The 22,162-nt window shown below is 61.6% G+C and carries 17 protein-coding genes; 5 read left to right on the top strand and 12 right to left on the bottom strand.

Annotation, left to right across the window (positions count from 1 at the left end; genetic code table 11):
• Nucleotides 1-138 precede the first annotated feature (138 nt).
• Complete coding sequence (locus J3O30_RS15980; protein WP_207581249.1) at nucleotides 139-1,038, bottom strand: LysR family transcriptional regulator; 900 nt, start codon at nucleotides 1,036-1,038, stop codon at nucleotides 139-141.
• Nucleotides 1,039-1,132: 94 nt separating this feature from the next.
• On the opposite strand from J3O30_RS15980, the gene J3O30_RS15975 reads away from it, so the two are divergent.
• Entirely contained in the window at nucleotides 1,133-2,155 is a 1,023-nt protein-coding gene (locus J3O30_RS15975; protein ID WP_207581248.1) for an NAD(P)H-binding protein, read from the top strand.
• Here the strand turns inward: J3O30_RS15975 and J3O30_RS15970 are convergent.
• The 6 genes from J3O30_RS15970 to trxB all read right to left on the bottom strand — a co-directional run bounded on the left by J3O30_RS15970 (nucleotide 2,152) and on the right by trxB (nucleotide 8,084).
• Nucleotides 2,152-2,952: an aminoglycoside phosphotransferase family protein gene (locus J3O30_RS15970; protein WP_207581247.1), complete on the bottom strand. Its 801-nt coding sequence runs from the start codon at nucleotides 2,950-2,952 to the stop codon at nucleotides 2,152-2,154. The genes J3O30_RS15975 and J3O30_RS15970 overlap by 4 nt on opposite strands.
• Before the next feature lie 73 nt (nucleotides 2,953-3,025).
• A complete protein-coding gene (locus J3O30_RS15965; protein ID WP_207581246.1) occupies nucleotides 3,026-4,150 on the bottom strand; it encodes an alkene reductase in 1,125 nt (374 codons plus the stop codon).
• Nucleotides 4,151-4,175: 25 nt separating this feature from the next.
• Nucleotides 4,176-5,342 (bottom strand): MFS transporter, encoded by a 1,167-nt coding sequence (locus J3O30_RS15960; protein WP_207581245.1) that lies wholly within the window; start codon nucleotides 5,340-5,342, stop codon nucleotides 4,176-4,178.
• 1 nt (nucleotide 5,343) lies between these two features.
• Nucleotides 5,344-5,637, bottom strand: a complete 294-nt coding sequence (locus tag J3O30_RS15955) for a metalloregulator ArsR/SmtB family transcription factor (protein ID WP_207581244.1) — start codon at nucleotides 5,635-5,637, stop codon at nucleotides 5,344-5,346.
• Between the two features lie 553 nt (nucleotides 5,638-6,190).
• Entirely contained in the window at nucleotides 6,191-7,087 is an 897-nt protein-coding gene (locus J3O30_RS15950; protein WP_003593139.1) for a LysR family transcriptional regulator VtlR, read from the bottom strand.
• Between the two features lie 22 nt (nucleotides 7,088-7,109).
• Nucleotides 7,110-8,084 carry a thioredoxin-disulfide reductase gene (gene trxB, locus J3O30_RS15945; protein ID WP_207581243.1) on the bottom strand — a complete coding sequence of 325 codons (975 nt, stop codon included), beginning with the start codon at nucleotides 8,082-8,084 and terminating at the stop codon, nucleotides 7,110-7,112.
• Nucleotides 8,085-8,315: 231 nt separating this feature from the next.
• On the opposite strand from trxB, the gene J3O30_RS15940 reads away from it, so the two are divergent.
• Entirely contained in the window at nucleotides 8,316-8,783 is a 468-nt protein-coding gene (locus J3O30_RS15940) for an Lrp/AsnC family transcriptional regulator (protein ID WP_164013485.1), read from the top strand.
• 24 nt (nucleotides 8,784-8,807) lie between these two features.
• On the opposite strand, the gene J3O30_RS15935 is transcribed toward J3O30_RS15940, so the two are convergent.
• On the bottom strand, nucleotides 8,808-10,151 hold the full coding sequence (locus J3O30_RS15935; RefSeq protein WP_207581242.1) for a sigma-54 dependent transcriptional regulator: 1,344 nt from the start codon (nucleotides 10,149-10,151) through the stop codon (nucleotides 8,808-8,810).
• A 4-nt stretch (nucleotides 10,152-10,155) separates the two neighbouring features.
• A complete protein-coding gene (locus J3O30_RS15930; RefSeq protein ID WP_207581241.1) occupies nucleotides 10,156-12,030 on the bottom strand; it encodes an ATP-binding protein in 1,875 nt (624 codons plus the stop codon).
• A gap of 221 nt (nucleotides 12,031-12,251) precedes the next feature.
• On the opposite strand from J3O30_RS15930, the gene J3O30_RS15925 reads away from it, so the two are divergent.
• Nucleotides 12,252-13,589, top strand: a complete 1,338-nt coding sequence (locus J3O30_RS15925; protein WP_207581240.1) for a dicarboxylate/amino acid:cation symporter — start codon at nucleotides 12,252-12,254, stop codon at nucleotides 13,587-13,589.
• Nucleotides 13,590-13,651: 62 nt separating this feature from the next.
• On the opposite strand, the gene J3O30_RS15920 is transcribed toward J3O30_RS15925, so the two are convergent.
• A complete protein-coding gene (locus tag J3O30_RS15920; protein ID WP_207581239.1) occupies nucleotides 13,652-14,710 on the bottom strand; it encodes a glycosyltransferase family 4 protein in 1,059 nt (352 codons plus the stop codon).
• A 27-nt stretch (nucleotides 14,711-14,737) separates the two neighbouring features.
• Nucleotides 14,738-15,214, bottom strand: a complete 477-nt coding sequence (greA, locus tag J3O30_RS15915; protein ID WP_164013475.1) for a transcription elongation factor GreA — start codon at nucleotides 15,212-15,214, stop codon at nucleotides 14,738-14,740.
• A 254-nt stretch (nucleotides 15,215-15,468) separates the two neighbouring features.
• Between greA and J3O30_RS15910 the strand changes: the two genes are divergently transcribed.
• The gene (locus tag J3O30_RS15910) at nucleotides 15,469-16,701 is read left to right on the top strand and encodes a putative DNA modification/repair radical SAM protein (protein WP_207584347.1); all 1,233 of its coding nucleotides are present in this window, start codon (nucleotides 15,469-15,471) and stop codon (nucleotides 16,699-16,701) included.
• On the top strand, nucleotides 16,701-18,155 hold the full coding sequence (locus J3O30_RS15905; protein ID WP_207581238.1) for a UdgX family uracil-DNA binding protein: 1,455 nt from the start codon (nucleotides 16,701-16,703) through the stop codon (nucleotides 18,153-18,155). Before J3O30_RS15910 ends, J3O30_RS15905 begins: the two co-directional genes overlap by 1 nt.
• 217 nt (nucleotides 18,156-18,372) lie before the next feature.
• On the opposite strand, the gene carB is transcribed toward J3O30_RS15905, so the two are convergent.
• On the bottom strand, nucleotides 18,373-21,861 hold the full coding sequence (gene carB, locus J3O30_RS15900; protein WP_207581237.1) for a carbamoyl-phosphate synthase large subunit: 3,489 nt from the start codon (nucleotides 21,859-21,861) through the stop codon (nucleotides 18,373-18,375).
• Nucleotides 21,862-22,162 lie beyond the last annotated feature (301 nt).

The raw sequence follows: 22,162 nt of genomic DNA, 5'->3' as shown, positions 1-22,162 counted from the left end.
CCTCGCGCTTTAGGTCTTTGTTTTTACGCATGTCGTTAGCGCAAAACCGCTGAACACTTTTGCGCGACATGCTTTAGATGCTCAATCACGTTGAATTTGCGCATGATTCTTTGCGAAAATCGATTCCGGATTTGGAGGTTATGTGCTGGTCGAATATCGGTGATAGTCCTGAAGCCCCTTGACCAGTGCGTCGAAGGTGGCGCGGCAGCGCGGCGAGGTCTTCAGGCTCTCATGCATCGCCACCCACGTGCCGAGCGGTAGGCCGAAAGCATCGGGTAGCACGTGCACCAGATCGGGGTTTTCACGTGCAAGCCCGACTTGGCAGAGGCCGATGCCGACGCCGGCGCGGACCGCGGCAAGCTGGGCGAGATTGCTGTCGGTCCTGTAGGAGAAGTGGATGCCGGGAACCGCGTAGCGCTTCATCACCATACGGACATAGGCCGTCTGCCGGTCGAAGCCGATGAGCCGGTGGTTTGCGAGGTCAGCCAAGGTTTGCGGAATGCCGTATCGTTCGAGATAGCGGCGATGGGCATGGAAGCCGAGCGGGATATCGCCAATGCGACGCACGACGAGCGCACCCTGCTGCGGCTCGGCCATGCGCACGGCGATATCGGCCTCGCGGTTCACCAGGTCCTCTATCGTATCGGAAGCCGACAGCTCGATCTGGAGTTCGGGATATGTCTCCTGCAGCCGTCCAAGAAGCCCAGGCAGCACTTCGATGGCGATGACCTCGCTGGCGCTGATCCTGACGGTTCCAGCCACGCGATCGCGCTCGCCGGATGCGGTGCGCAAAAGGGCGGCAGTGGTTGCCGCCAGCGTCTCGGCATAGGGTCTCAGCGCCAGTGCGGCGTCGGTCGGCAATAGCCCGTTCGGGGATCGAGTGAAGAGTTCGGCGCCGATTGCCATTTCCAGTGCGTCGACATGACGACCTATGGTCGGCTGCGTCAGCCCCAGTTCGCGGGCGGCGGCCGAAAGCGACCCTTGCTGGAGCACGGTCAGGAAACTGCGGTAGAAATCCCAGCTCGGTTCAGCGATCATGTATTTTTGTATAGCAGCTGCATTTATTTCGTCAATTTTGTTTATCTCCTCCCGGTGGCATAGTCCTTTTATCGGATCGATGGAGATGATTGTCATGAACAGCAAAATGAACACGACGGCGCTCATTCTCGGCGCCACCGGCGGCATCGGCGGAGCGGTTGCCCGCAAGCTGCTTGCCCGCGGCTGGCGCATCCGGGCGCTCAACCGTGATGCCGCCAAAGCGTCGAGGCGCGAGCCGGCCTTCGAATGGATGCAGGGCGATGCGATGAATGCCGGTGATGTCCTGAAGGCGGCTGAAGGCGTCGGCCTGATCGTCCACGCCGTCAATCCGCCCGGTTACCGCGACTGGGAAACGCTGGTGCTGCCGATGCTCGACAATAGCATTGCCGCTGCTCGCGCCGTCGGCGCGCGCATCATGCTGCCGGGTAACGTCTATAATTTCGGTCCCGATGCCCTGCCGGCGCCGACGGAAGATAGCCCGCAGCATCCGGTGACGAAGAAGGGGCTAGTCCGTGTCGAAATGGAGAAGCGGCTGAAGGCGGCGTCGCAATCCGGCGCGGGCGTCATCATCGTCAGGGCCGGGGATTTCTTCGGTCCGGGTGCGACTGGAAACAGCTGGTTCTCATCCGGCCTGGTGACGCCGGGCAAGCCGGTCGGCACGATCAAGAATCCGGGACGGCACGGCGTCGGCCATCAGTGGGCCTATCTGCCCGACATGGCGGAAACAATCGCTCGGCTTGCCGAGCGGGCCGATCGGCTGCCGCCCTTTGCCGTCTATCATATGGAAGGCTTCTGGGATGCGGATGGCATGCAGATGGCCGAAGCCATCAAACGTGTCGCCGGCGGCAAGGCGAAAATCGGCGGCTTCCCCTGGTGGATCGTGCCGCTGGCGGCGCCGTTTGTTGCTGTGATGCGGGAGATCAGGGAGATGCGCTATCTCTGGAAGGTGCCGTTGCGGATGAGGAACGGCAAGCTGGTTGCCGAACTCGGCAAAGAGCCGCAGACGCCGATCGACGAGGCGGTCAGGGCTTCGCTCGTGGCGCTCGGCTGCCTGCCTGAATCGCATCATGACATGATGACCGGCTTGATCGCGCCTTCGCATGAGAATGCGGGTTAGGCCTCTAATTCAGCGAGGGCGAGCCGGGCGACTGTCAGAGCCGTCTCCGCCTGCCGCGTGTTTGCGTCGCCGAGGAACCAAGCGGCGGAAAGGCCGGAATAGGCCGCAATCCATCGCAGCAGCCGTTTTGACTCCAGCCGGGCCTCGGCCGAAACGACGGTGAGTTGGCGGCGGAAACGGGCGGGATCGGTGATAACAGGCAGTTCCTCATTGGCGAAGATATTGGCGAAATCGAAGCCGCGCTCGCCATGGAGCCGTTTCGGATCAATCGCCAGCCAGCCACGCGCCTCGAAGTCGAGAATGTTGTCGTGATGAATGTCGCCATGCAGGACGGTGAGGTCGCGCTGGTCGGCAAGCAGGGCGTCGGCAATCGCTGAGCAATTGGCCAGCGTGCCGCCATGTTTTTTGGCTGCCGGTTCCAGATCGCGGAACCAGTGGGTGAGGGGCACGGGATCAGGAAGCGGTTTTTCGCGCGGCGCATGCAGCCGTGCCGCCGTTCGGCAGAGGATGCGGCTCGCCTCGTCGTCCTCGCCGTTCATCGCCATGGCAAGCAGCGAGCATTTTCCCATCGCCCTTTCCAAAAGCACGGCGTCGCCTTCCTGGGCATAGACATGGGCTGCGCCATCACCCGCCCACCATTGCATCAACAGCGCGCCGTATCGTTCGTCAATATCGGCCGCCACTTTCAGCATGGCGGGCCTGTCCTGCCAAAGGACTGGCAGCAGGCGGCTTGAATGGGTGATGATGGGTTCGCCGTCGGCAATCAGCGACCAGCGATCAAGATGGGGAGCGAACATGATGGCACCCTACAAAGACATCTCGGAAATGGAATCCCGCCTTTCGGCGGGATTCGCGTTGGCGTGGAAAGGCTCAGGCGACCTTTTCGAGGACGGGGTAATCGACATAACCCTTGGCGGTGCCGCCATAGAAGGTCGACTGGTCTGGCGTGTTGAGCGGCAAGTTCTTCGCCAGCCGTTCGACAAGATCGGGATTGGCGATGAAGGGCTTGCCGAAGGCGACGAGATCCACGCGGCCACTTTCAATGGCGTCGACCGCCAGTTCCCGGTCATAACCGTTATTGACCATCCAGTCGGCCTTGCCGCCGGCCGTTTCATAAGCCTCGCGCAACGCCTTATAGTCGAAGGACGGATTGTCGCCCTGGCGGTAGTCGCGATCGCCACCGGTCTGGCCTTCGATCACATGGATATAGGCGAGATCGTATTTTGCCAGACCTTCGACGACATGGGTGAAGGTCGCCTGCGGATCGGAATCGTAGCTTTCACCCGATGGCGTCACCGGTGAGATGCGGATCGCGGTGCGGCCTGCGCCGATTTCGCTCACAACGGCATCGACGACCTCGAAGGTCAGACGGGTGCGGTTTTCCATCGAGCCGCCATATTGGTCGGTGCGCTCGTTGACGCCGTCGCGGATGAACTGGTCGAGCAGGTAGCCGTTGGCGCCATGGATCTCGACGCCGTCGAAACCGGCGTCAATCGCCGCGCGGGCGGCCTTGCGGTAATCTTCGACGATACCGGGGATTTCGGTAGTTTCGAGCGCGCGCGGCTCGGAGGTGTCGGCAAAGCTGCCGCTGCCGTCGCCGTTGACCAGATAGGTCTTGGCCTTGGCGACGCGGTCGGTCGAAGAGACCGGCTTGCCGCCGTTCGGCTGCAGCGTCGTGTGCGAGATGCGGCCGACATGCCACATCTGGACGACGATCTTGCCGCCTGCTGTATGGACCGCGTTGGTTACGCGCTTCCAGCCGTCGAGAGCCTCTTTGCTATAGAGACCGGGCACGTTGGCATAACCCTGGCCCTGATGGGTGATCGCTGTCGCTTCGGTGATGATCAGGCCAGCCGTGGCGCGCTGGCGGTAATATTCGACGTTGAGGTCGTTCGGGATCGCGCCCGGCGAGCGGTTGCGGGTGAGCGGCGCCATGACGATGCGGTTCTTGACTGCGATATCGCCGACCTTGGTGGGTTCGAAAAGCTTGGCCATGATGGTCCTTTCTTTTGCGGGAGGTTCACTCAGCGGGGGCGAGGGCGGCTCGGCCCCGGGCGGAGAGATAGGTGAGCGCCATCGCGCCGAGGCCGATCAGGGCCATCAGGGCTGCGGCGAGCGGCACGCGGGTGAGATCGAAGCCGGCATCGATGACGAGGCCGCCAACCCAGGCGCCGAGTGCATTGCCGGTGTTGAAGGCGCCGATATTAATGGTTGAAACCAGGTTCGGGGCGTCCTTGCCGAAGCTGACGACGCCGACCTGGAGCGCCGGCACGGCGGCGAAGCTTGCTAGTGCCCAGAGGAAGAGCGTGATTTCAGCCGGGATAAAGAAGCGGCTCGTATAACTGAAGACGATCGAGGTGAGGGCGATCGCGGCGAAGACGCCGGCAAGCGTCGCGCCAAGACGCCAGTCGGCAAGTTTGCCGCCGACGAGATTGCCGATGGTCAGTCCGAGGCCGATCAGGAACAGCGTCCAGGTGACGCCTTCCGGCGAAACGCCGGTGACGTCGCGCAGCAACGGGGCGAGATAGGTGAAGAGGGCGAACATCGAGGCAGCGAAGAAGACGGTGGTGGAGAGCGCCAGCCACAGGCGGCCATTCCTGAGCGCCGCGATTTCGCGCAGGATACTGCCGTTTTCCTGCTGCTTATCCCTGGGCAGGATGGCGATCAGGCCGAGAATGGTGACGACGCCGATGACGGTGACGACCCCAAAGGTGGCGCGCCAGCCATAGGCTTGGCCGATTGCGGTGCCGAGCGGTACGCCGAGAACGTTGGCAAGCGTCAGGCCGGTAAACATCAGTGCGACTGCGCGGGCCTTGCGGTCTTCGGCGACGAGCCCGGCGGCAACGACCGAACCGATGCCGAAGAAGGCGCCGTGGCAAAGCGCGGTCACGACGCGGGCGATCATCAGCACCCAGTAGTCGCTCGCCAGCGCGCAGAGCAGGTTGCCGGCGATGAAGAAGGCCATCAGCGCGATCAGGGCGGTGCGGCGCTTCAGCTTCGCAGTCGAAACAGCCATTACCGGGGCGCCGATGGCCACCGCCAGCGCATAACCGGTCACCAGCCATCCGGCCTGCGGGATACTGACCGAGAGATCGGCGGCGACCTCGGGCAAAAGACCCATGATGACGAATTCGGTGGTGCCTATCGCAAACGAGCTCAAGGCGAGAACGAGGAGGGCGAGGGGCATTCTAAAGGTCCTGCGTCAGTTGCTTCAGGAAGGCGGCGATCGTTTCTTCGTTGCGTTTGTAGAAGATCCACTGTCCCACACGTTTGGTGCTTACGAGGCCGGCGCGGTGCAGCGTTCCCAAATGGGCCGAGACCGTCGATTGCGACAGGCCGCAGCGCTCGAATTGGCTGGCGCAGACGCCCATTTCGAAAGGATGCTCCTGCGAGGGGAAATGTTGCTCTGGATTTTTCAGCCAGTTCAGAATTTCCATCCGGGTCGGATGGGCGAGTGCCTTGATGATCTCGTCTTTTTCCATCGTTATTCACCGAACTATAAATCGTGTTCTATCGATATATCGATCGTTGGACGTCGATATGCAAATCACGGAGGCGTGAGGCGGCGAGTTTTATGGATTGGGTAAATTTTGGGCAAAAAAAGAGGGCCACCGGAAAACCAGGGCCCTTATAATTGTGAAGGTCAAAAACCTCCAGAGGGGAACAGCTAATGCGGTGGTACTGGGAGAGAAACCACAAGATGCATCAGCTGAGAGGGATATGGTGCTTCCTTGGGCAGGTTTCAATGCTTTTTTGTGCATATCTGCTATGCGCCGCACAAATTTTTTGCGGTGCGGCATTTCCCGAGGAGGCAAGGCAAAAAAAGAGGGCCACTGGAAAACCAGGGCCCTTTATAAGTGTGAAGGTCAAAAACCTCCAGAGGGGAACAGCTAATGCGGTGGAACTGGGAGGAAAAGCCACCGTGTGCATCAGCTATAAGCGATATGGTGGTTTAATGTGCAAACGGCAACCCTTATTTGTGCATGCCAGTTATGCGCATTCCGCATAGTATGGAAATCACTCTATAAATCTGGCTCAAAAGTTCCAGTTTCTGGCCTTGCTGACGATGAAATCGCGAAAAGCTTTCAGCTTGGCGGCGTTCTTGATCTCGTCGGGATAGCAGAAATAGGTGTCGAAGGAGGGAACGTCGGCATTGATCGCCAACTGAATCAGGCCTGGGTCGCGGCCGACGATGTAATCCGGCAGGCAGGCGACACCGATGCCGAGGAGGGCGGCACGCTTGATCGAGGTCTGGCTGTTGATCTGCAGATGCGGGATACGCTTGTTGTCTGACGAGCGGCCGGCGACCTCCAGCCAGTTGACGTCGAGCAGGTAACTCGGTGCCGGCTCGCCGAAAGTGATGATGCGGTGATTGTCGAGATCCTCGATCTTCTGCGGCTCGCCATGGCGATTGATGTAGGAGGGGGCCGCATAGACGTGCATGTGCACAGTGAACAGTTTGCGCTGGATGAGGTCGGATTGCTGCGGCTGGCGCAGGCGGATTGCGCAGTCGGCATGGCGCATGTTCACGTCTACTTCCTCATTGTCGAGGATCAGCTGGATCTGTACGTCGGGATAGAGCTGCAGGAATTCCTGGATCTTGTCGGTCAGCCAGCCTTGCCCGAGGCCGACCGTCGTGGTGACGCGCAGCTTGCCGGACGGCGTCTCATTGGTCTCGGTGAGCTGCATCTTCACCGTTTCAAGCTTCAGCAGCACGTCATGGGCAGTGCGGTACAGCAGCTCACCCTGTTCCGTCAGGATCAGGCCGCGCGCATGGCGATGAAACAGCTTGGTGCCGACATCCTGCTCCAGCGCGCTGACCTGGCGGCTGATGGCGGATTGGGACAGATGCAGTTTGTCCGCCGCGTGCGTGAACGAACCCGCCTCGGCAGCTGCGTGAAAAATACGCAGCTTGTCCCAATCCAATGGCATTCCCCCACCCCTCATGCCGATCTTACTCCGCGGCCACGGCGACGGGCATGTGGCCCGTCAGGTATCGCTCGGCTTCAAGCGCTGCCATGCACCCCAGGCCGGCGGCAGTGATCGCCTGGCGGAACGTATCGTCGGTCACGTCGCCGGCGGCATAGACCCCCTCCAGGCTGGTCGCGGTCGAATCAGGCGCGGTCCAGAGATAACCATTGTCCTTCAGCTTCAGTTTGTCCTTGAAGAGCTCGGTTGCCGGCGCATGGCCGATGGCAACGAAGACGCCGTCGACCACCATCTCGGTGATCGCGCCGGTCCTGACGTCACGCAGGCGCGCGCCGGAGACAGATTGCGGCATCGGCGGCTTGGCCGGCGTGCCGGTGATTTCGGCCACTTCGGTGTTCCACAGCACCTTGATATTATCCTTGGAGAACAGGCGTTCCTGTAGGATCTTCTCGGCCCGGAAAAAGTCGCGGCGGTGAACCAATGTCACCGACTTGGCGATGTTGGAGAGATAAAGCGCCTCCTCGACCGCGCTGTTGCCGCCGCCGACCACGATCACATCCTTGTTGCGATAGAAGAAACCGTCGCAGGTGGCGCAAGCCGAAACGCCGAAGCCCTGGAAATGCTGCTCGCTCTCGATGCCGAGCCACTTGGCCTTGGCGCCGGTGGCGATGATCAGCGTATCAGCGGTCCAGACCTGGCCGCTGTCGGTGCGGGCGACGAAGGGACGCTGGTTCATGTCGACTTCGGTCACGACGTCGTTGACGATCTCGGCGCCGACATGTTTTGCCTGCTGCAGCATCTGTTCCATCAGCCAGGGACCCTGGATCGGATCGGCAAAGCCCGGATAATTCTCCACATCGGTGGTGATCATCAGCTGGCCGCCCTGTTCGAGACCGGCGATCAGAACCGGTTTCAGCATGGCGCGCGCGGCATAGACCGCGGCGGTATAGCCTGCGGGTCCGGAACCGATGATGAGCACCTTGGTGTGGCGGGCGGGCATGTCATTTCCTTTCGACTGGCAGGATGGCGGCGGCTAAGTGGCGATTGCGGCCGTTTCGCGGTCCATGGGCCATTTATGAACGTCCAATGCTTTTATTCAAGGGCAGCCTTGCGTTACCAACAAGGCAAATCGCCCGGATGTGCAAGAATCCGCCATCGGCGTGAAACATTCTTGCGTATTCCGCCGCTTTATATAGAAGCTCCCCGCGGAGAATTAAAGAAAGGCAATGATGTGGGTCGCGCCGAACTCGACGTCATCGACATAAAGATCCTCCGGGAGCTGCAGGCCGACGGCCGCATGACCAATGTGGAGCTTGCCGATCGCGTCGGCATCTCGGCGCCGCCATGCCTGCGCCGGGTGCGCAAGCTCGAGGAAGCGGGCATCATCGAGGGTTACCACGCGATGCTGAACAGCCCGCGGCTCGGCTTCGACCTCGTCGCTTTTTGCATGGTCGGCCTCAAGCACCAGTCGGAAGGCAATCTCAAGGCCTTCGCCGCCGCCACCACCGAATGGCCGCTGGTGCGCCAGGCCTGGATGGTCTCGGGCGACAGCGATTTCCTGCTGCATTGCGTGGCCGAGAACCTCACCCGCTTCCAAGATTTCGTCATCGAGGTTCTGACCGCGAACGAACACGTCGACACCGTGCGCACCATGCTGACGATCCGGCAGGTGAAGAAGCTCGGGCTGGTGGAAGTCTGACGCGACGTCGGACTTTATTCCCGCTTATTTGCGAGCGGCATAGCCACCCCGGTTGATACCGTGGCGCTGAAGCTTGTCGTAGAACGTCTTTCTCGGAATGCCGAGTGCCTCGATGGTGCGACGCACGTCGCCATCATTGGCCGACAGCGCGTCGCGGATGATCTCCGCCTCGTACCGTTCCAGCCGTTCGGGAAGCGTGGCGTCCGTCGGCTGCGGAGTGGCCGCCGGCGCTCCACCTTCGACGCCAAGCACGACGCGTTCGGCATAATGCGAAAGTTCGCGGACATTGCCCGGCCACGAATGCGAGGCGAGATGTCGCCGCACTCCCTCTGAAAGTGGCGGGACATCACGGCGAAAGCGTTCTGCGGCGCGGGCGGCGAAGTGGGAAAACAGCAGCGGAATGTCGTCGCGGCGTTCTCGCAGCGGCGGAATGGAGATCGTCACGACATTCAGCCTGTAATAGAGATCCTCGCGAAATTCCCCCCGCACAGCGGGATCCCCGAGGTCGATCTTGGCAGCCGCGACGACGCGCAGATCGACCGGGCGTACCTCATTGGTGCCGAGCGGCGTGATCTCGCGCATCTCCAGCACCCTCAACATCTTGACCTGCGTGGCAACAGGCATGCTCTCGATCTCGTCGAGGAAAAGCGTGCCGCCGCCTGCATGTTCGATGCGGCCGGTGCGGCGCTTTTGGGCGCCGGTAAAGGCGCCGGCCTCGTGGCCGAACAACTCGCTTTCGATGACGGTTTCGGGCAGGGCGCCGCAGTTCAGCGCCACGAAATTGCCCTTCCGGCGGTGGCTCCACTGATGCAGGATCTGAGCAACCACTTCCTTGCCGCTGCCCGTCTCGCCGGCAACAAGCACGTCGACATCGGTATCGGCGATGTGGCGAAGAATTCTTCTCAAATTTTCCATGACAGGCGTCTGGCCGATCAGCGGCGAATTCTCCTGCGCATCCTCGGCAGCTTTGCGCAGCATGCGGTTTTCCAGGATAAGCCGCCGCTTCTCGCTGGCGCGACGAACGCTTTGGACGAGCCGATCGGCTGCGAAGGGCTTGGCGATGAAGTCATAAGCACCGTCTTGGATTGCCTGAACCGCCATCGGAATATCGCCGTGTCCTGTCATCAGGATCACCGGCAGGTCAACATCCATGGTCTGCAGCGTGGCGAAGAGTTGCAGCCCGTCGATCTCCGGCATGCGGATATCGGTGACGATGGAGCCGGCAAAGTCGGCTGACAGGTCGGCCAGCGCGGCCTTCGCTCCCTCATAGGCGAAAACGGAGAATCCGGCGAGTTCGAGCGTCTGGGCGGTGGCGCGGCGCAGATCCTTGTCGTCGTCGATCAGGGCAACGGGCATCATTGTGGCCATGACCTCAAGCCTTCCTCAGATGAACGATGAACCGGGTTCCACTGCTGTCGCTGGCGACCTCCATCCGGCCGCCGTAATCGCCGACAATATCCTTGGAGATGACCAGCCCCAGGCCGAGACCGCTTTCCTTCGAGGTATTGAACGGCGTGAACAGGCCCTTGCGGATATCCGGCGGAATACCGGGGCCGTTGTCGGCGACCGTCACCGTTACCATGTCTGCATCGGCTGATGTCCTGACCTCGACACGACCCTCTCCGGCCTTCGGCGCCACCGCCTCCAGGGCGTTCTGAAGCAGATTGATGAGCACCTGCTCGAGACGGATGCGGTTTCCCATGACCCGCAGTTCGGCCGGCGGCAGGTCGATGTCGAGCGTATCCATGCGACCGGCAAACCGGCTGCGCAACAGCATCACCGCGCCCTCGATCACATCCTTCAATCCTGTGGGCTCGGCGCTGCCGCGACCCTTTCGGGCAAAACTCTTCAGCTCCTCGGTGATCGAACCTATGCGCTCCGTCAAAGCCGCGATGCTTTCGAGATTTTCACCGGCAGGTGCGGCCTGCCCGCGAGCGAGGAAGGTGCGGGCGTTGTCCGCATAGGCACGGATGGTCGCCACCGGCTGGTTGATCTCATGAGCGACGCCGGCGGCCACCTGACCGAGAATTGCCAGCCGGTTGGCCTGCACCAGATCCTGCTGCACGGCCTGCAGCCGCTGTTCGGTGCTCTTATGGCCGATGATTTCAGCCTGCAGCCGATCGCGCGCCTGGCTGAGATCCAGGGTCCGCTCGGCGACGCGCCGTTCCAACTCCTCTCGCGCCTGCTGTTCTCCGAAAATCCGCAAGGTGATCGCATGGCGCCGGCGCAGCAGAAACGCTGCTCCCGCCAGCAGCGGCAAGAGTATGAGCAAGGCCAGCATACGGGCTTCGCGAATTCCCGCATCGATGGATGGCCCAAGCGCCACGAGATGCTGCAGCTGCCAGCCGGTTGCAGGAACCGGCATCCCGACATCGAGAAACCTGGTTTTTCCGGCATCGCCGGGCATGACGATCTCAGCGACATCAAGGCCGTCGCCGAGGTTCCGGACGAAATCCAGCGGCAGGGGCTGAAGCGGTGCAGCGCCGAATTGAAGGCTTTCGCGGATCGCGGTCAACCGGTCTTCGGCGATCCGACCGATCGTCATGAACCGCCATGATGGAATACTGGTGATCAGAACAATGCCGCGCTCGTCAACGACGTAGGACGGGGTGTTCGAGGCATTCCAATCCGCCTCGACGTCGTCGAATTCGACCTTGACCACAACGACACCCAGCAGGCCATTGCTGCTCGAAATCCGCTGGGAGATATAGAGACCCGGTTTTTTGCTGACCGTGCCGAGCGCGAAGTGCTCGGCCTGTCCTCTTTCGGCCGCGCCTCGAAAATACTCCCGGAAGCGGTAATCATTGCCGACGAAACTCGTCGGTTCGCGCCAGTTGCTGGCCGAAACAGCCATGCCGTCCTTGTCGATGACATAGATGACGGCAGCCTTCGTGCCCGCCGCCAGCTTTTCCAGCTTCTGACTGAGCCGCTCGAACGTGCCGGCATCGTTTCCCGCCAGTGCCGCGGCGAGTGCAGCGTCCTGCGACAGCACGAAGGGCAGGGCCCGGTATTTCTCAAGAACGGTGCGCAGCAAAGCCGCATTCAGCCTCGCATCCATGCGGGCCTGTTCCTCAAGGGCAGCCTCCGCCCGGTGCCGGCCGATCTCGCCGCCGGCCCAGAGACTTGCGACGACGGCAAGCAGTGCGATCACCGCATAGGCCCACCACATCCGGCGGATGCGGTGGTGCAGAGGCAGGGCAGGCCACAGCCTTTGCGAGACAGACAAGGACATGGCGGATTTGTGCATTTTTCTGCACTGGATGCAAATGGATTTGTGCGGATTTCCGCATTTGTCCATGAGTGCGCCGGGCCTCCTGAAATTTTTATTTAAAAAAATCAAAAGGTTATAAAAAAACTCGAAACTGGCACGGTGATTGCGAAGAAAATGGCAACAACGGCTGAGCTGTTGGATTGAAGCGAAGGCTCGGGAGGCCGGAGTTCGTTCCGGACGAGCCATAGGAGGATATCATGATCGCAGCACCATTCGATGCAGTCGCAGACAGCAAGGGCAAAAAGAAGCCCTTTTACACCCATCTTTACGTTCAGGTTCTTGCGGCCATCGCCGCCGGTATCGTTCTCGGCCATTTCTACCCCGAACTCGGCGCCCAGCTGAAACCGCTTGGTGATGCCTTCATCAAGCTCGTCAAGATGATCATCGCGCCGGTCATCTTCCTGACGGTAGCGACCGGCATTGCCGGCATGAGCGACCTTAAGAAGGTCGGCCGCGTTGCCGGCAAGGCGATGTTGTACTTCCTAACCTTCTCGACGTTGGCGCTGGTCATCGGCATGATCGTCGCCAATGTCGTCCAGCCCGGCGCCGGCATGAACATCGATCCGGCTTCGCTGGATCCCGCCGCCGTCGCCACCTTTGCCTCGAAGGCGCACGAGCAGAGCATCGTCGGCTTTCTGACCAACATCATTCCGACGACGATCGTCGGCGCTTTTGCCGATGGCGACATTCTGCAGGTGCTGTTCTTCTCGGTGCTGTTCGGCATCGCGCTGGCTATGGTCGGCGAAAAGGGCGAGCAGGTCGTCAATTTCCTCAATGCCCTGACGGCTCCGGTCTTCAAGCTCGTCGCCATCCTCATGAAGGCCGCCCCGATCGGCGCTTTCGGCGCCATGGCCTTCACCATCGGCAAGTATGGCATCGGATCGATCGCCAACCTCGCCATGCTGATCGGCACCTTCTACCTCACCTCGCTGCTCTTCGTCCTCGTCGTTCTCGGCGCCGTCGCCCGCTATAACGGCTTCTCGATCTTGGCGCTGCTGCGCTATATCAAGGAAGAGCTGCTGCTGGTTCTCGGCACCTCGTCTTCGGAGGCCGCACTTCCGGGGCTGATGAACAAGATGGAAAAGGCCGGCTGTAAGCGCTCGGTCGTCGGTCTCGTGATCCCGACCGGCTATTCCTTCAATCTCGATGGCACCAACATCTATATGACGCTGGCGGCCCTGTTCATTGCCCAGGCAACCGGCATCAATCTCTCCTGGGGTGACCAGATCCTGCTGTTGCTGGTCGCGATGCTGAGCTCGAAGGGTGCGGCTGGTATCACCGGCGCCGGCTTCATCACGCTTGCCGCCACACTTTCCGTCGTGCCCTCCGTGCCGGTCGCCGGCATGGCGCTCATCCTCGGCATCGACCGCTTCATGTCGGAATGCCGGGCGCTGACCAACCTCGTCGGCAATGCCGTGGCGACGATCGTCGTGGCGCGTTGGGAAAACGAGTTGGATACCGCGCAGCTTGCCAGAGCGTTGGGCGGCCAGACCGGTGAGGATATTTCGGCCGCAGGTCTCCAGCCCGCCGAATAATCAGTCACTTCATCGCATCTACGGAGCGGCCCGTTATTCGACGGGCCGTTTCTCTTTCTGCATCAGCGGTTATTGTCGCCAAGAAGCCGGTCGTAAACGGCGCCGATCGCACTCGCTTCCTTCTCCAGCGCGAAGTGCGCCCTGACATGACGCAGTGCATTCTCGCCATGCGCGATCGCCAGACCGGGATCTGCGATATAGGGGGCGATGGCCCGACTCAGCGCCTTGCCATCGCCGGCGGCGATCACCGCCCCTGTCTCGCCCGTGACGACGAGTTCGGAATAGGCGCCCGCGTCCGATGCCACGACGGCAGTGCGCGAGGCCATGGCTTCGAGTGGCGTCAGGCCGAAGCCCTCGTTTCTGGAGGGGGCGACGTAAAGCGTCAGGCGGCGATACCAGACCTTGATATCAGGCACTTCGCCGAGGAAGAGGATACGGTCGCTAAGCCCGGCGGCGGCGACATCGGCCTTGAGCCTGTCTGCGAATGCCGTGTGCTCCGCCGTTACCCGGCCGGAGACGACCGCCGTCCACTCGGGATGCTGCGGCAAAAGTTCGATCATCGCCTGCACGAAAAGATCGGTGCCCTTCTGATGGCGCACGCGGCCGAAGCAGCCGACGAGATGGCGGCCGGGCAGACCGGCAGCGGCGATGCCGTCGTCTGTCGTTTCCGGCGGATGGAACAGGGCAAGGTCGACGCCGTGCTGGATGACCGTGTGCGGCACCTCGAGGAACGAGCCGGAACGGTCGCTGGTCGCGATAACAGCGTCCATGCGGCGGATCAGCCATTTCGTATAGGCGGTATGGCGGCGTTGGGCGGCCGAGGTGAAAAGCAGCTTCAGCTGCATGCGCAGGAGATGGCGAAGCATTATGCCGACGGCCATCTCGTTGTTGCGGCGGGCGTGCCAGACGCGCTGGCGCCGGCGCGCCGGCTGGCGCCAGAGGCCGAGGAGCTGTGACCATCTCAGTTTCGGCAGGCCCTCCGGCAGGCCGGGACCGAGAGTTGCGATCCTGATGCCGAGCCGGATCTGGCAGGGGATGAGCTGGACGATGGTCGAGGTGACGCCGGAGAGCCGGCGCTTGAAATTGGGCGCGATGATCTCGACGTCACGAATGTCCGGCACGGGAGGGGTCTCGTATCTGGCGGCCAATCAGCCCCAGGAAACCTGGAGGATTTCGTAGGCCTTGGCGCCGCCGGGCGCATTGACCTCGATGGAATCGCCGACCTCCTTGCCGATCAGCGCACGGGCGATCGGGGAGGAGATGGAGATGCGGCCGGCCTTGACGTCGGCTTCCTGGTCACCGACGATCTGGTAGGTCTTTTCTTCCTCGGTGTCCTCGTCGACGAGCTTCACCTTGGCGCCGAACTTGATCTTGTCGCCCGACATCTTCGTCAGGTCGATGACCTCGGCGCGCGCCGTCAGGTCTTCCAGTTCGCTGATGCGGCCTTCATTGTGGCTCTGGGCTTCCTTGGCGGCGTGATATTCGGCGTTTTCGGAAAGGTCGCCATGGGCACGGGCTTCGGCGATCGCCTCGATGATTCGAGGGCGCTCCTCCTGCTGACGCCAGCGCAGTTCTTCCTGCAGCTTGACGAAGCCACCCGGTGTCATTGGTACCTTTTCAACCATTTTTCTGTCCTTCACTCCTTGTATCCACGCAGTTAGGCGCAAACACAAAAGAAAACAGGTCCCGAAGGGGAGCTTCGGAACCGTGCCACAATCCTAGTTAAGTGCTTATAGCAGATCGCCAAGGCCGATTTCCAGAAAATTCGGATAAACGAAATGCGAGCCGCCGCGACAGCGGGTCGTCCGTCGCAAAAACCGGCAAAAGATCGGACCACCGCGGTTGACTTTGTTCTAAGGAACATATAGTGAACATTCTAATGAAGAAGTCGCTAACAGAACGCTTAGCCATCCTTTCCGACGCAGCGAAATATGATGCTTCCTGCGCGTCCAGCGGCACGGTGAAACGCGATTCGGCGGCAAGCGGCGGGCTCGGCTCGACCGAGGGGTCCGGCATCTGCCATGCCTATGCCCCGGATGGGCGATGCATTTCGCTTCTCAAAATATTGCTGACCAATTTCTGCGTCTACGACTGCGCCTATTGCGTCAATCGTTCGTCGAGCAATGTCGAACGGGCGCGCTTCACGCCCGAGGAGGTCATCTGGCTGACGCTGGAATTCTACCGCCGCAACTATATCGAAGGCCTGTTTCTTTCCTCGGGCATTATTCGTTCGTCCGACTACACGATGGAAGAGATGGTCCGCATCGTCCGCGAACTGCGTGTGACGCATAATTTTAGCGGCTATATCCATTTGAAATCAATCCCCGAAGCATCGCCGCGTCTTATCGAGGAGGCGGGACTCTATGCCGACCGGCTGTCGCTCAATATCGAGTTGCCGACGGATAACGGCATCAGCCGCTTTGCGCCGGAAAAGAAACCCGCCAATATCCGCCGATCAATGGGCGATCTCAGGCTGAAGATCGAAGCCGCCGGCGAACCGACGCTGCAGACAAAGAAGCGTCAGCGTTTCGTGCCGGCCGGCCAGAGCACGCAGATGATCGTTGGCGCCGACGGAGCGAACGATGCGACGATCCTGGCGACCAGCGGCAGGCTTTACAGCAGCTACGGCCTGAAGCGTGTCTATTATTCCGCCTTCAGCCCGATCCCGGATTCGTCCAAAAACCTGCCGCTGATCAAACCGCCGCTGATGCGCGAACACCGGCTCTATCAGGCCGACTGGCTCTATCGATTCTATGGTTTCGGCATCGATGAGATCACCGCCAACCAGGTGGGCGGCATGCTCGATCTTAACCTCGACCCCAAACTTGCCTGGGCGCTCGCCAACCGCGCCGATTTTCCCGTCGATATCAACAGGGCCGAGCGCGAGCGGTTGCTGCGTGTGCCGGGTCTCGGGACCAAGACCGTCAAAGCGATCGTTTCGGCACGCCGGTTTCGTCGCCTGCGGCTCGACGATCTCTCGCGGCTCGGCGTGTCGATCAAGAAGGTCCAATCTTTCATCTCGGCGGAAGGCTGGTCGCCGCGCCGGCTGATCGACCGGCCGGACCTTCGCGCCATGTTCGAGCCGAAACCCGAACAATTGTCGTTGCTGTGATGCGCCGGGTCGTGCTTGCAGGACGGGGCGAGCTTGCCGAATGGCGCGATGCCGCGCGCGCTTTTGCCGCCGCCGGCATATTGCCTGATGAAATCGATTGGCGCGAAAAAGCCGCGGAGCCGGATCTTGCATTTCAACGCGACGCCATGCCGCCGACGCCTGCGATAACACGCAAGCCGATGACGGTGCCGCCAGCCTTCATCGAGCTGGCGGAAACGGTTCTCTGCAATTCCGATCCGGCACGGTTCTCGTTGCTTTACCGACTGCTCTGGCGACTGCAACTGGACCGGCAATTGCTGGAAGTGGCCTCCGACGAGGACGTCGTGCGGGCCCGGCTGATGGCGAAAAACGTTCGGCGTGACGCGCACAAGATGACCGCTTTCGTCCGCTTCAAGGAGGTTGGTGCCGCAACGGCAGATCGTCGAAAATTCCTCGCCTGGTTTGAGCCGGACCACCATATCGTCCGGCGCACGGCGCCCTTCTTCCAGCGCCGTTTCACTGACATGGATTGGCTGATCGTCACGCCCAAGGGGTCGGCCGCCTGGGACGGCGAGCGGCTGACGATGAGCGACGCGCCATGCGAGAAGCCCAATCTCACCGATGCCACCGATGAACTCTGGCGCACCTACTATGCCAGCATCTTCAACCCGGCGCGATTGAAGCTGAAGGCGATGCAAGCGGAAATGCCAAAAAAATATTGGAAGAACCTGCCGGAGGCCGACCTCATCCCCGGGCTGATCGCATCGGCGGAGAGCAAGGTGCGGGCCATGGCCGCGCGCGAGGCGACGCAATCGCTGCCCTTTCACGACCGCCTGCAGGACGCGGCGCGCAATATCCCTGCCGAACCCGAGGCGCCGGCCGGCACGCTGGAAGCGTTGCGCGCGGAAGCTGACGTCTGCACCCGCTGCCCGCTTCATGCCAAGGCGACGCAGACCGTCTTCGGGGAGGGACCGCGCGATGCAGAGGTGATGTTCGTCGGCGAGCAGCCGGGCGACCAGGAGGATATAGCAGGACGCCCCTTCGTCGGTCCGGCCGGCCGGCTCCTCGACCAGGTGATCGCCGAGGCGGGCATCGACCGCTCGACGCTTTACGTTACCAATGCCGTCAAGCATTTCAAATATGAGCCGCGCGGCAAACGCCGTATCCACCAGAAGCCTAATATGGGCGAGGTAAAGCACTGCCGCTGGTGGCTCAATCTGGAGATGGGGCTGGTCGAGCCGAAGCTCATCGTTGCCATGGGGGCAACGGCGCTCGCGGCGCTGACCGATGTCAAACAGCGCCTGCAAGATGTCAGGGGGAAAGCAATGGCGATCGATGGAGGACGCACGCTCTTCGTGACGGTGCATCCATCCTATCTGCTGCGTATCCCCGACGAGCGGCTGAAGGCGGAGGAGCTCGCGCGATTTCGCGAGGACATGATGAAAATTCAGCGGCTTATGACAGCCGCCGAATAAATTGATTCCGCTTGAGCTGCCGCCACCGCTCATCGAGCGATGGCGCTGTCTCTTTGTTCTTAGGCAATTCCGGACGCAAAACCGCGGCACTCTTTTGCTGGAATTGCTCTAAAGCGCGACGCATCAAATTTGATTCATGCGACGCGCTTTAGCCCTTTGTTTTATGCATGTCGTTGTCCCGGAACCGCTGCACACTTCCGGGCGACATGCGTTAATCTCAGGCGAAGTAGCTCTGCAGCGGCCGCACTTCGAGATTGCCGGCCTTCAGCGCCTTGATCGCCTGGGCGGCGGCCTCAGCACCTGCCATCGTCGTGTAATAAGGCACCTTCTGCATCAGCGTCGCGCGGCGCAGCGACTTGGAGTCGGAGATCGCCTTGTTGCCGTCGGTGGTGTTGATGACGAGCTGGACCTGACGGTTGCGGATAGCGTCCTCGATGTGCGGGCGGCCTTCCAGCACCTTGTTGATCTTGGTGGCGGTGATGCCGTTTTCGCCGAGGAAGCGGGCCGTGCCGCCGGTCGCCAGCACCTTGAAGCCCTGTTCGACGAGGATGCGGATCGCCGGGAGTACGCGCAGCTTGTCCGCGTCGCGCACGGAGACGAAGACCGTCCCGTCACGCGGCAGCTCGACGCTGGCGCCGAGCTGCGACTTGGCAAAGGCGAGAGCGAAATCGGTGTCGAGGCCGATGACTTCGCCGGTCGAGCGCATTTCCGGGCCGAGTAGCGTGTCGACACCGGGGAAACGGGCGAAGGGGAAGACGGCTTCCTTGACGGCGATGTGCTTCAGCTTGCGTGGATCGGGCTTTTCGCCATAGGCGGCAAAGGCTGCATCGAGTTTCTCGCCAGCCATGACGCGGGCGGCGATCTTGGCGATCGGCGCGCCGATGGTCTTGGCGACGAAGGGCACGGTGCGCGAGGCGCGCGGATTGACTTCGAGAACGTAGACGGTGCCGTCCTTGATGGCGAACTGGACGTTCATCAGGCCGCCGACGTTGAGCGCCTTGGCCATCGCCTTCGCCTGGCGTTCCAACTCGTCTAGCATTTCGGGGGAGAGCGTGCGCGGTGGCAGCGAGCAGGCGCTGTCGCCGGAATGAATGCCGGCTTCCTCGATATGCTCCATGATGCCGGCGACATAGACGTCGGTGCCGTCGGACAGGCAGTCGACATCGACTTCGATGGCATGAGAGAGATAGCTGTCGAAGAGCAGCGGGTTCTTGCCGAGCAGGGTGTTGATCTGGCCCGTCTTGTCGTTGGGATAGCGCTGCTTGATGTCCTCCGGCACCAGTTCGGGAACCGTGTCGAGCAGGTAGCTCTGCAGCTGGCCTTCCGAATGCAGGATCTGCATGGCGCGGCCGCCGAGCACGTAGGAGGGGCGCACGACCAGCGGGAAGCCGATTTCGGTAGCGACCATGCGGGCCTGCTCGACCGAATAGGCGATACCGTTGTTCGGCTGGTTGAGATCGAGCTTCATCAGCAGCTTCTGGAAGCGGTCGCGGTCCTCGGCGAGGTCGATCATATCAGGCGCAGTGCCGAGGATCGGGATGCCGTTCTTCTCAAGCGCTTCGGCAAGCTTCAGCGGTGTCTGGCCGCCGAACTGGACGATGACGCCGACGACTTCGCCCTTTTCCTGCTCGGCGCGCAGGATCTCGATCACGTCCTCGGCCGTCAGCGGCTCGAAATAGAGGCGGTCCGAGGTGTCGTAGTCGGTCGAGACGGTTTCAGGGTTGCAGTTGATCATGATCGCTTCATAACCCGCATCCTTCAGCGCGAAGGCGGCATGGCAGCAGCAATAGTCGAACTCGATGCCCTGGCCGATGCGGTTCGGGCCGCCGCCGAGGATGACGACCTTCTTGCGGTCGGACACGTCCGCCTCGGAGCGGGCGGCGCCGACGAAGGGCGTCTCATAGGTCGAATACATGTAGGCAGTCGGCGAGGCGAATTCGGCCGCACAGGTATCGATGCGCTTGAACACAGGGCGGACGTTCAGGCTGTTGCGAAATTCGGCGACCTGCTTGGGGCGCTTGCCGGTCAGCGTCGCCAGACGGGCGTCGGAAAAGCCCATCGCCTTCAGCATGCGGAGGTTATCGGCATCTTCGGGCAGGCCATGCTCGCGGATACGGGCTTCCGTGTCGATGATGTTCTTAAGCTCGGCGATGAACCAGGGATCGATCTTGCAGCCTTCATGCACCTCTTCGATGCTGAGACCCATGCGCAATGCCTGGGCGACCATGCGCAGGCGATCCGGCGTCGGCGTGCCGATGGCGGCGCGGATGGCGTTGTGGCTGGATTCGCCTTCCTCGGAGTCGGGGATCTCGATTTCGTCGAGGCCGGTCAGGCCGGTTTCGAGGCCGCGCAGCGCCTTCTGCAGAGATTCGGCGAAGGTGCGGCCGATCGCCATGACTTCGCCGACCGACTTCATCGCGGTCGTCAGCACCGGCGAGGCGCCGGGGAATTTCTCGAAGGCGAAACGCGGGATCTTGGTGACGACGTAGTCGATCGACGGTTCGAACGAGGCGGGCGTTGCGCCGCCGGTGATGTCGTTGTCCAATTCGTCGAGCGTATAACCGATGGCGAGCTTGGCGGCGATCTTGGCGATCGGGAAGCCGGTGGCCTTGGATGCCAGCGCCGACGAACGCGAGACGCGCGGGTTCATCTCGATGACGACGAGGCGGCCGTCTTTCGGATTGACGGCGAACTGGACGTTCGAGCCGCCGGTCTCAACGCCGATCTCGCGCAGCACCGCGATCGAGGCGTTGCGCATGATCTGGTATTCCTTGTCGGTCAGCGTCAGCGCCGGCGCGACGGTGATCGAATCGCCGGTATGGACGCCCATCGGGTCGATGTTTTCGATGGAGCAGATGATGATGCAGTTGTCCGCCTTGTCGCGGACGACCTCCATTTCATATTCCTTCCATCCGAGCACCGATTCCTCGACCAGCACTTCGGTGGTCGGCGAGGCGTCGAGGCCACCGCCGACGATCTCGAAGAATTCCGACCGGTTATAGGCGATGCCGCCGCCGGTGCCGCCCATGGTGAAGGAGGGGCGGATGATGGCGGGCAGGCCGACATGGTCGATCGCCTGGGCGGCGATCGCCATGGCGTGGCTGATGTATCGCTGCTTACGATCGCTCTCGCCGAGGTTCCACTGGTTTTCCAGCTCGTCCAGTGCCTTGTCGAGGTCGGATCCGGAGAGGCTGTCGCGCAGCTTGTTGCGCTCGGCCTCGTGCGTCTTGCGGTCGAGGTCCTTGATGTCGGTGGCGTTCGCCAGCATCGAGCGCGGCGTTTCCAGCCCGATCCGGGCCATCGCTTCGCGAAACAGCGCGCGGTCCTCGGCCATGTCGATGGCGGCGGGCTTGGCGCCGATCATTTCGACATTGTAACGGTCGAGCACGCCCATGCGCTTCAGTGAAAGCGCGGTGTTCAGCGCCGTCTGGCCGCCCATGGTCGGCAGCAGCGCATCCGGGCGCTCCTTGGCGATAATCTTGGCGACGACCTCTGGGGTGATCGGCTCGACATAGGTGGCGTCGGCAAGGCCCGGATCGGTCATGATCGTCGCCGGGTTGGAATTGACGAGGATGACGCGGTAGCCCTCCTCCTTCAGCGCCTTGCAGGCCTGGGTGCCGGAATAGTCGAACTCGCAAGCCTGGCCAATAACGATCGGTCCCGCGCCGATGATGAGGATCGATTTGATGTCTTGGCGCTTCGGCATGGGCGATATCCATTGTCTGGCTGCGCAAAAAGCCGGCCAGGGTGGGAGATCACCGGGTCGGGTCGCGCATTGAGGGTCTTTTCAGGCTAGAAGCGGCTTATAGGCAAATGTACTTGCAAACGGAACCCCATAAATCGCGGAATCGACAGGAATCCAACGCCGCGCGGCAGGCTGTTTCCCCTCAGGCAGGACGAGCACCCAGATTTCGCCATGACGCGCCGGACGGGCGAGGTCGACCGCGGCTTCGTGAAGCCCGATCCGCTTGGATGCAGCGGCACGACCCTGATCCGGCCAGAAGCAG

This window comes from Rhizobium sp. NZLR1 (assembly GCF_017357385.1).
Classification (GTDB): Bacteria; Pseudomonadota; Alphaproteobacteria; order Rhizobiales; family Rhizobiaceae; genus Rhizobium.
The sequence above is the reverse complement of the archived record's forward strand: the minus strand, read 5'-3'. Positions and strand labels throughout refer to the sequence as shown.

What these genes read in the sequence shown, in the direction of transcription:
- J3O30_RS15930 (WP_207581241.1), bottom strand. Translation starts at nt 12,030, where the DNA reads ATGCACAAATCCGCCATGTCCTTGTCTGTCTCGCAAAGGCTGTGGCCT.
- J3O30_RS15980 (WP_207581249.1), bottom strand. Translation starts at nt 1,038, where the DNA reads ATGATCGCTGAACCGAGCTGGGATTTCTACCGCAGTTTCCTGACCGTG.
- J3O30_RS15955 (WP_207581244.1), bottom strand. Translation starts at nt 5,637, where the DNA reads ATGGAAAAAGACGAGATCATCAAGGCACTCGCCCATCCGACCCGGATG.
- J3O30_RS15925 (WP_207581240.1), top strand. Translation starts at nt 12,252, where the DNA reads ATGATCGCAGCACCATTCGATGCAGTCGCAGACAGCAAGGGCAAAAAG.
- trxB (WP_207581243.1), bottom strand. Translation starts at nt 8,084, where the DNA reads ATGCCCGCCCGCCACACCAAGGTGCTCATCATCGGTTCCGGACCCGCA.
- J3O30_RS15935 (WP_207581242.1), bottom strand. Translation starts at nt 10,151, where the DNA reads ATGGCCACAATGATGCCCGTTGCCCTGATCGACGACGACAAGGATCTG.
- J3O30_RS15960 (WP_207581245.1), bottom strand. Translation starts at nt 5,342, where the DNA reads ATGCCCCTCGCCCTCCTCGTTCTCGCCTTGAGCTCGTTTGCGATAGGC.
- carB (WP_207581237.1), bottom strand. Translation starts at nt 21,861, where the DNA reads ATGCCGAAGCGCCAAGACATCAAATCGATCCTCATCATCGGCGCGGGA.
- J3O30_RS15905 (WP_207581238.1), top strand. Translation starts at nt 16,701, where the DNA reads ATGCGCCGGGTCGTGCTTGCAGGACGGGGCGAGCTTGCCGAATGGCGC.
- J3O30_RS15950 (WP_003593139.1), bottom strand. Translation starts at nt 7,087, where the DNA reads ATGCCATTGGATTGGGACAAGCTGCGTATTTTTCACGCAGCTGCCGAG.
- J3O30_RS15910 (WP_207584347.1), top strand. Translation starts at nt 15,469, where the DNA reads ATGAAGAAGTCGCTAACAGAACGCTTAGCCATCCTTTCCGACGCAGCG.
- J3O30_RS15970 (WP_207581247.1), bottom strand. Translation starts at nt 2,952, where the DNA reads ATGTTCGCTCCCCATCTTGATCGCTGGTCGCTGATTGCCGACGGCGAA.
- greA (WP_164013475.1), bottom strand. Translation starts at nt 15,214, where the DNA reads ATGGTTGAAAAGGTACCAATGACACCGGGTGGCTTCGTCAAGCTGCAG.
- J3O30_RS15965 (WP_207581246.1), bottom strand. Translation starts at nt 4,150, where the DNA reads ATGGCCAAGCTTTTCGAACCCACCAAGGTCGGCGATATCGCAGTCAAG.
- J3O30_RS15975 (WP_207581248.1), top strand. Translation starts at nt 1,133, where the DNA reads ATGAACAGCAAAATGAACACGACGGCGCTCATTCTCGGCGCCACCGGC.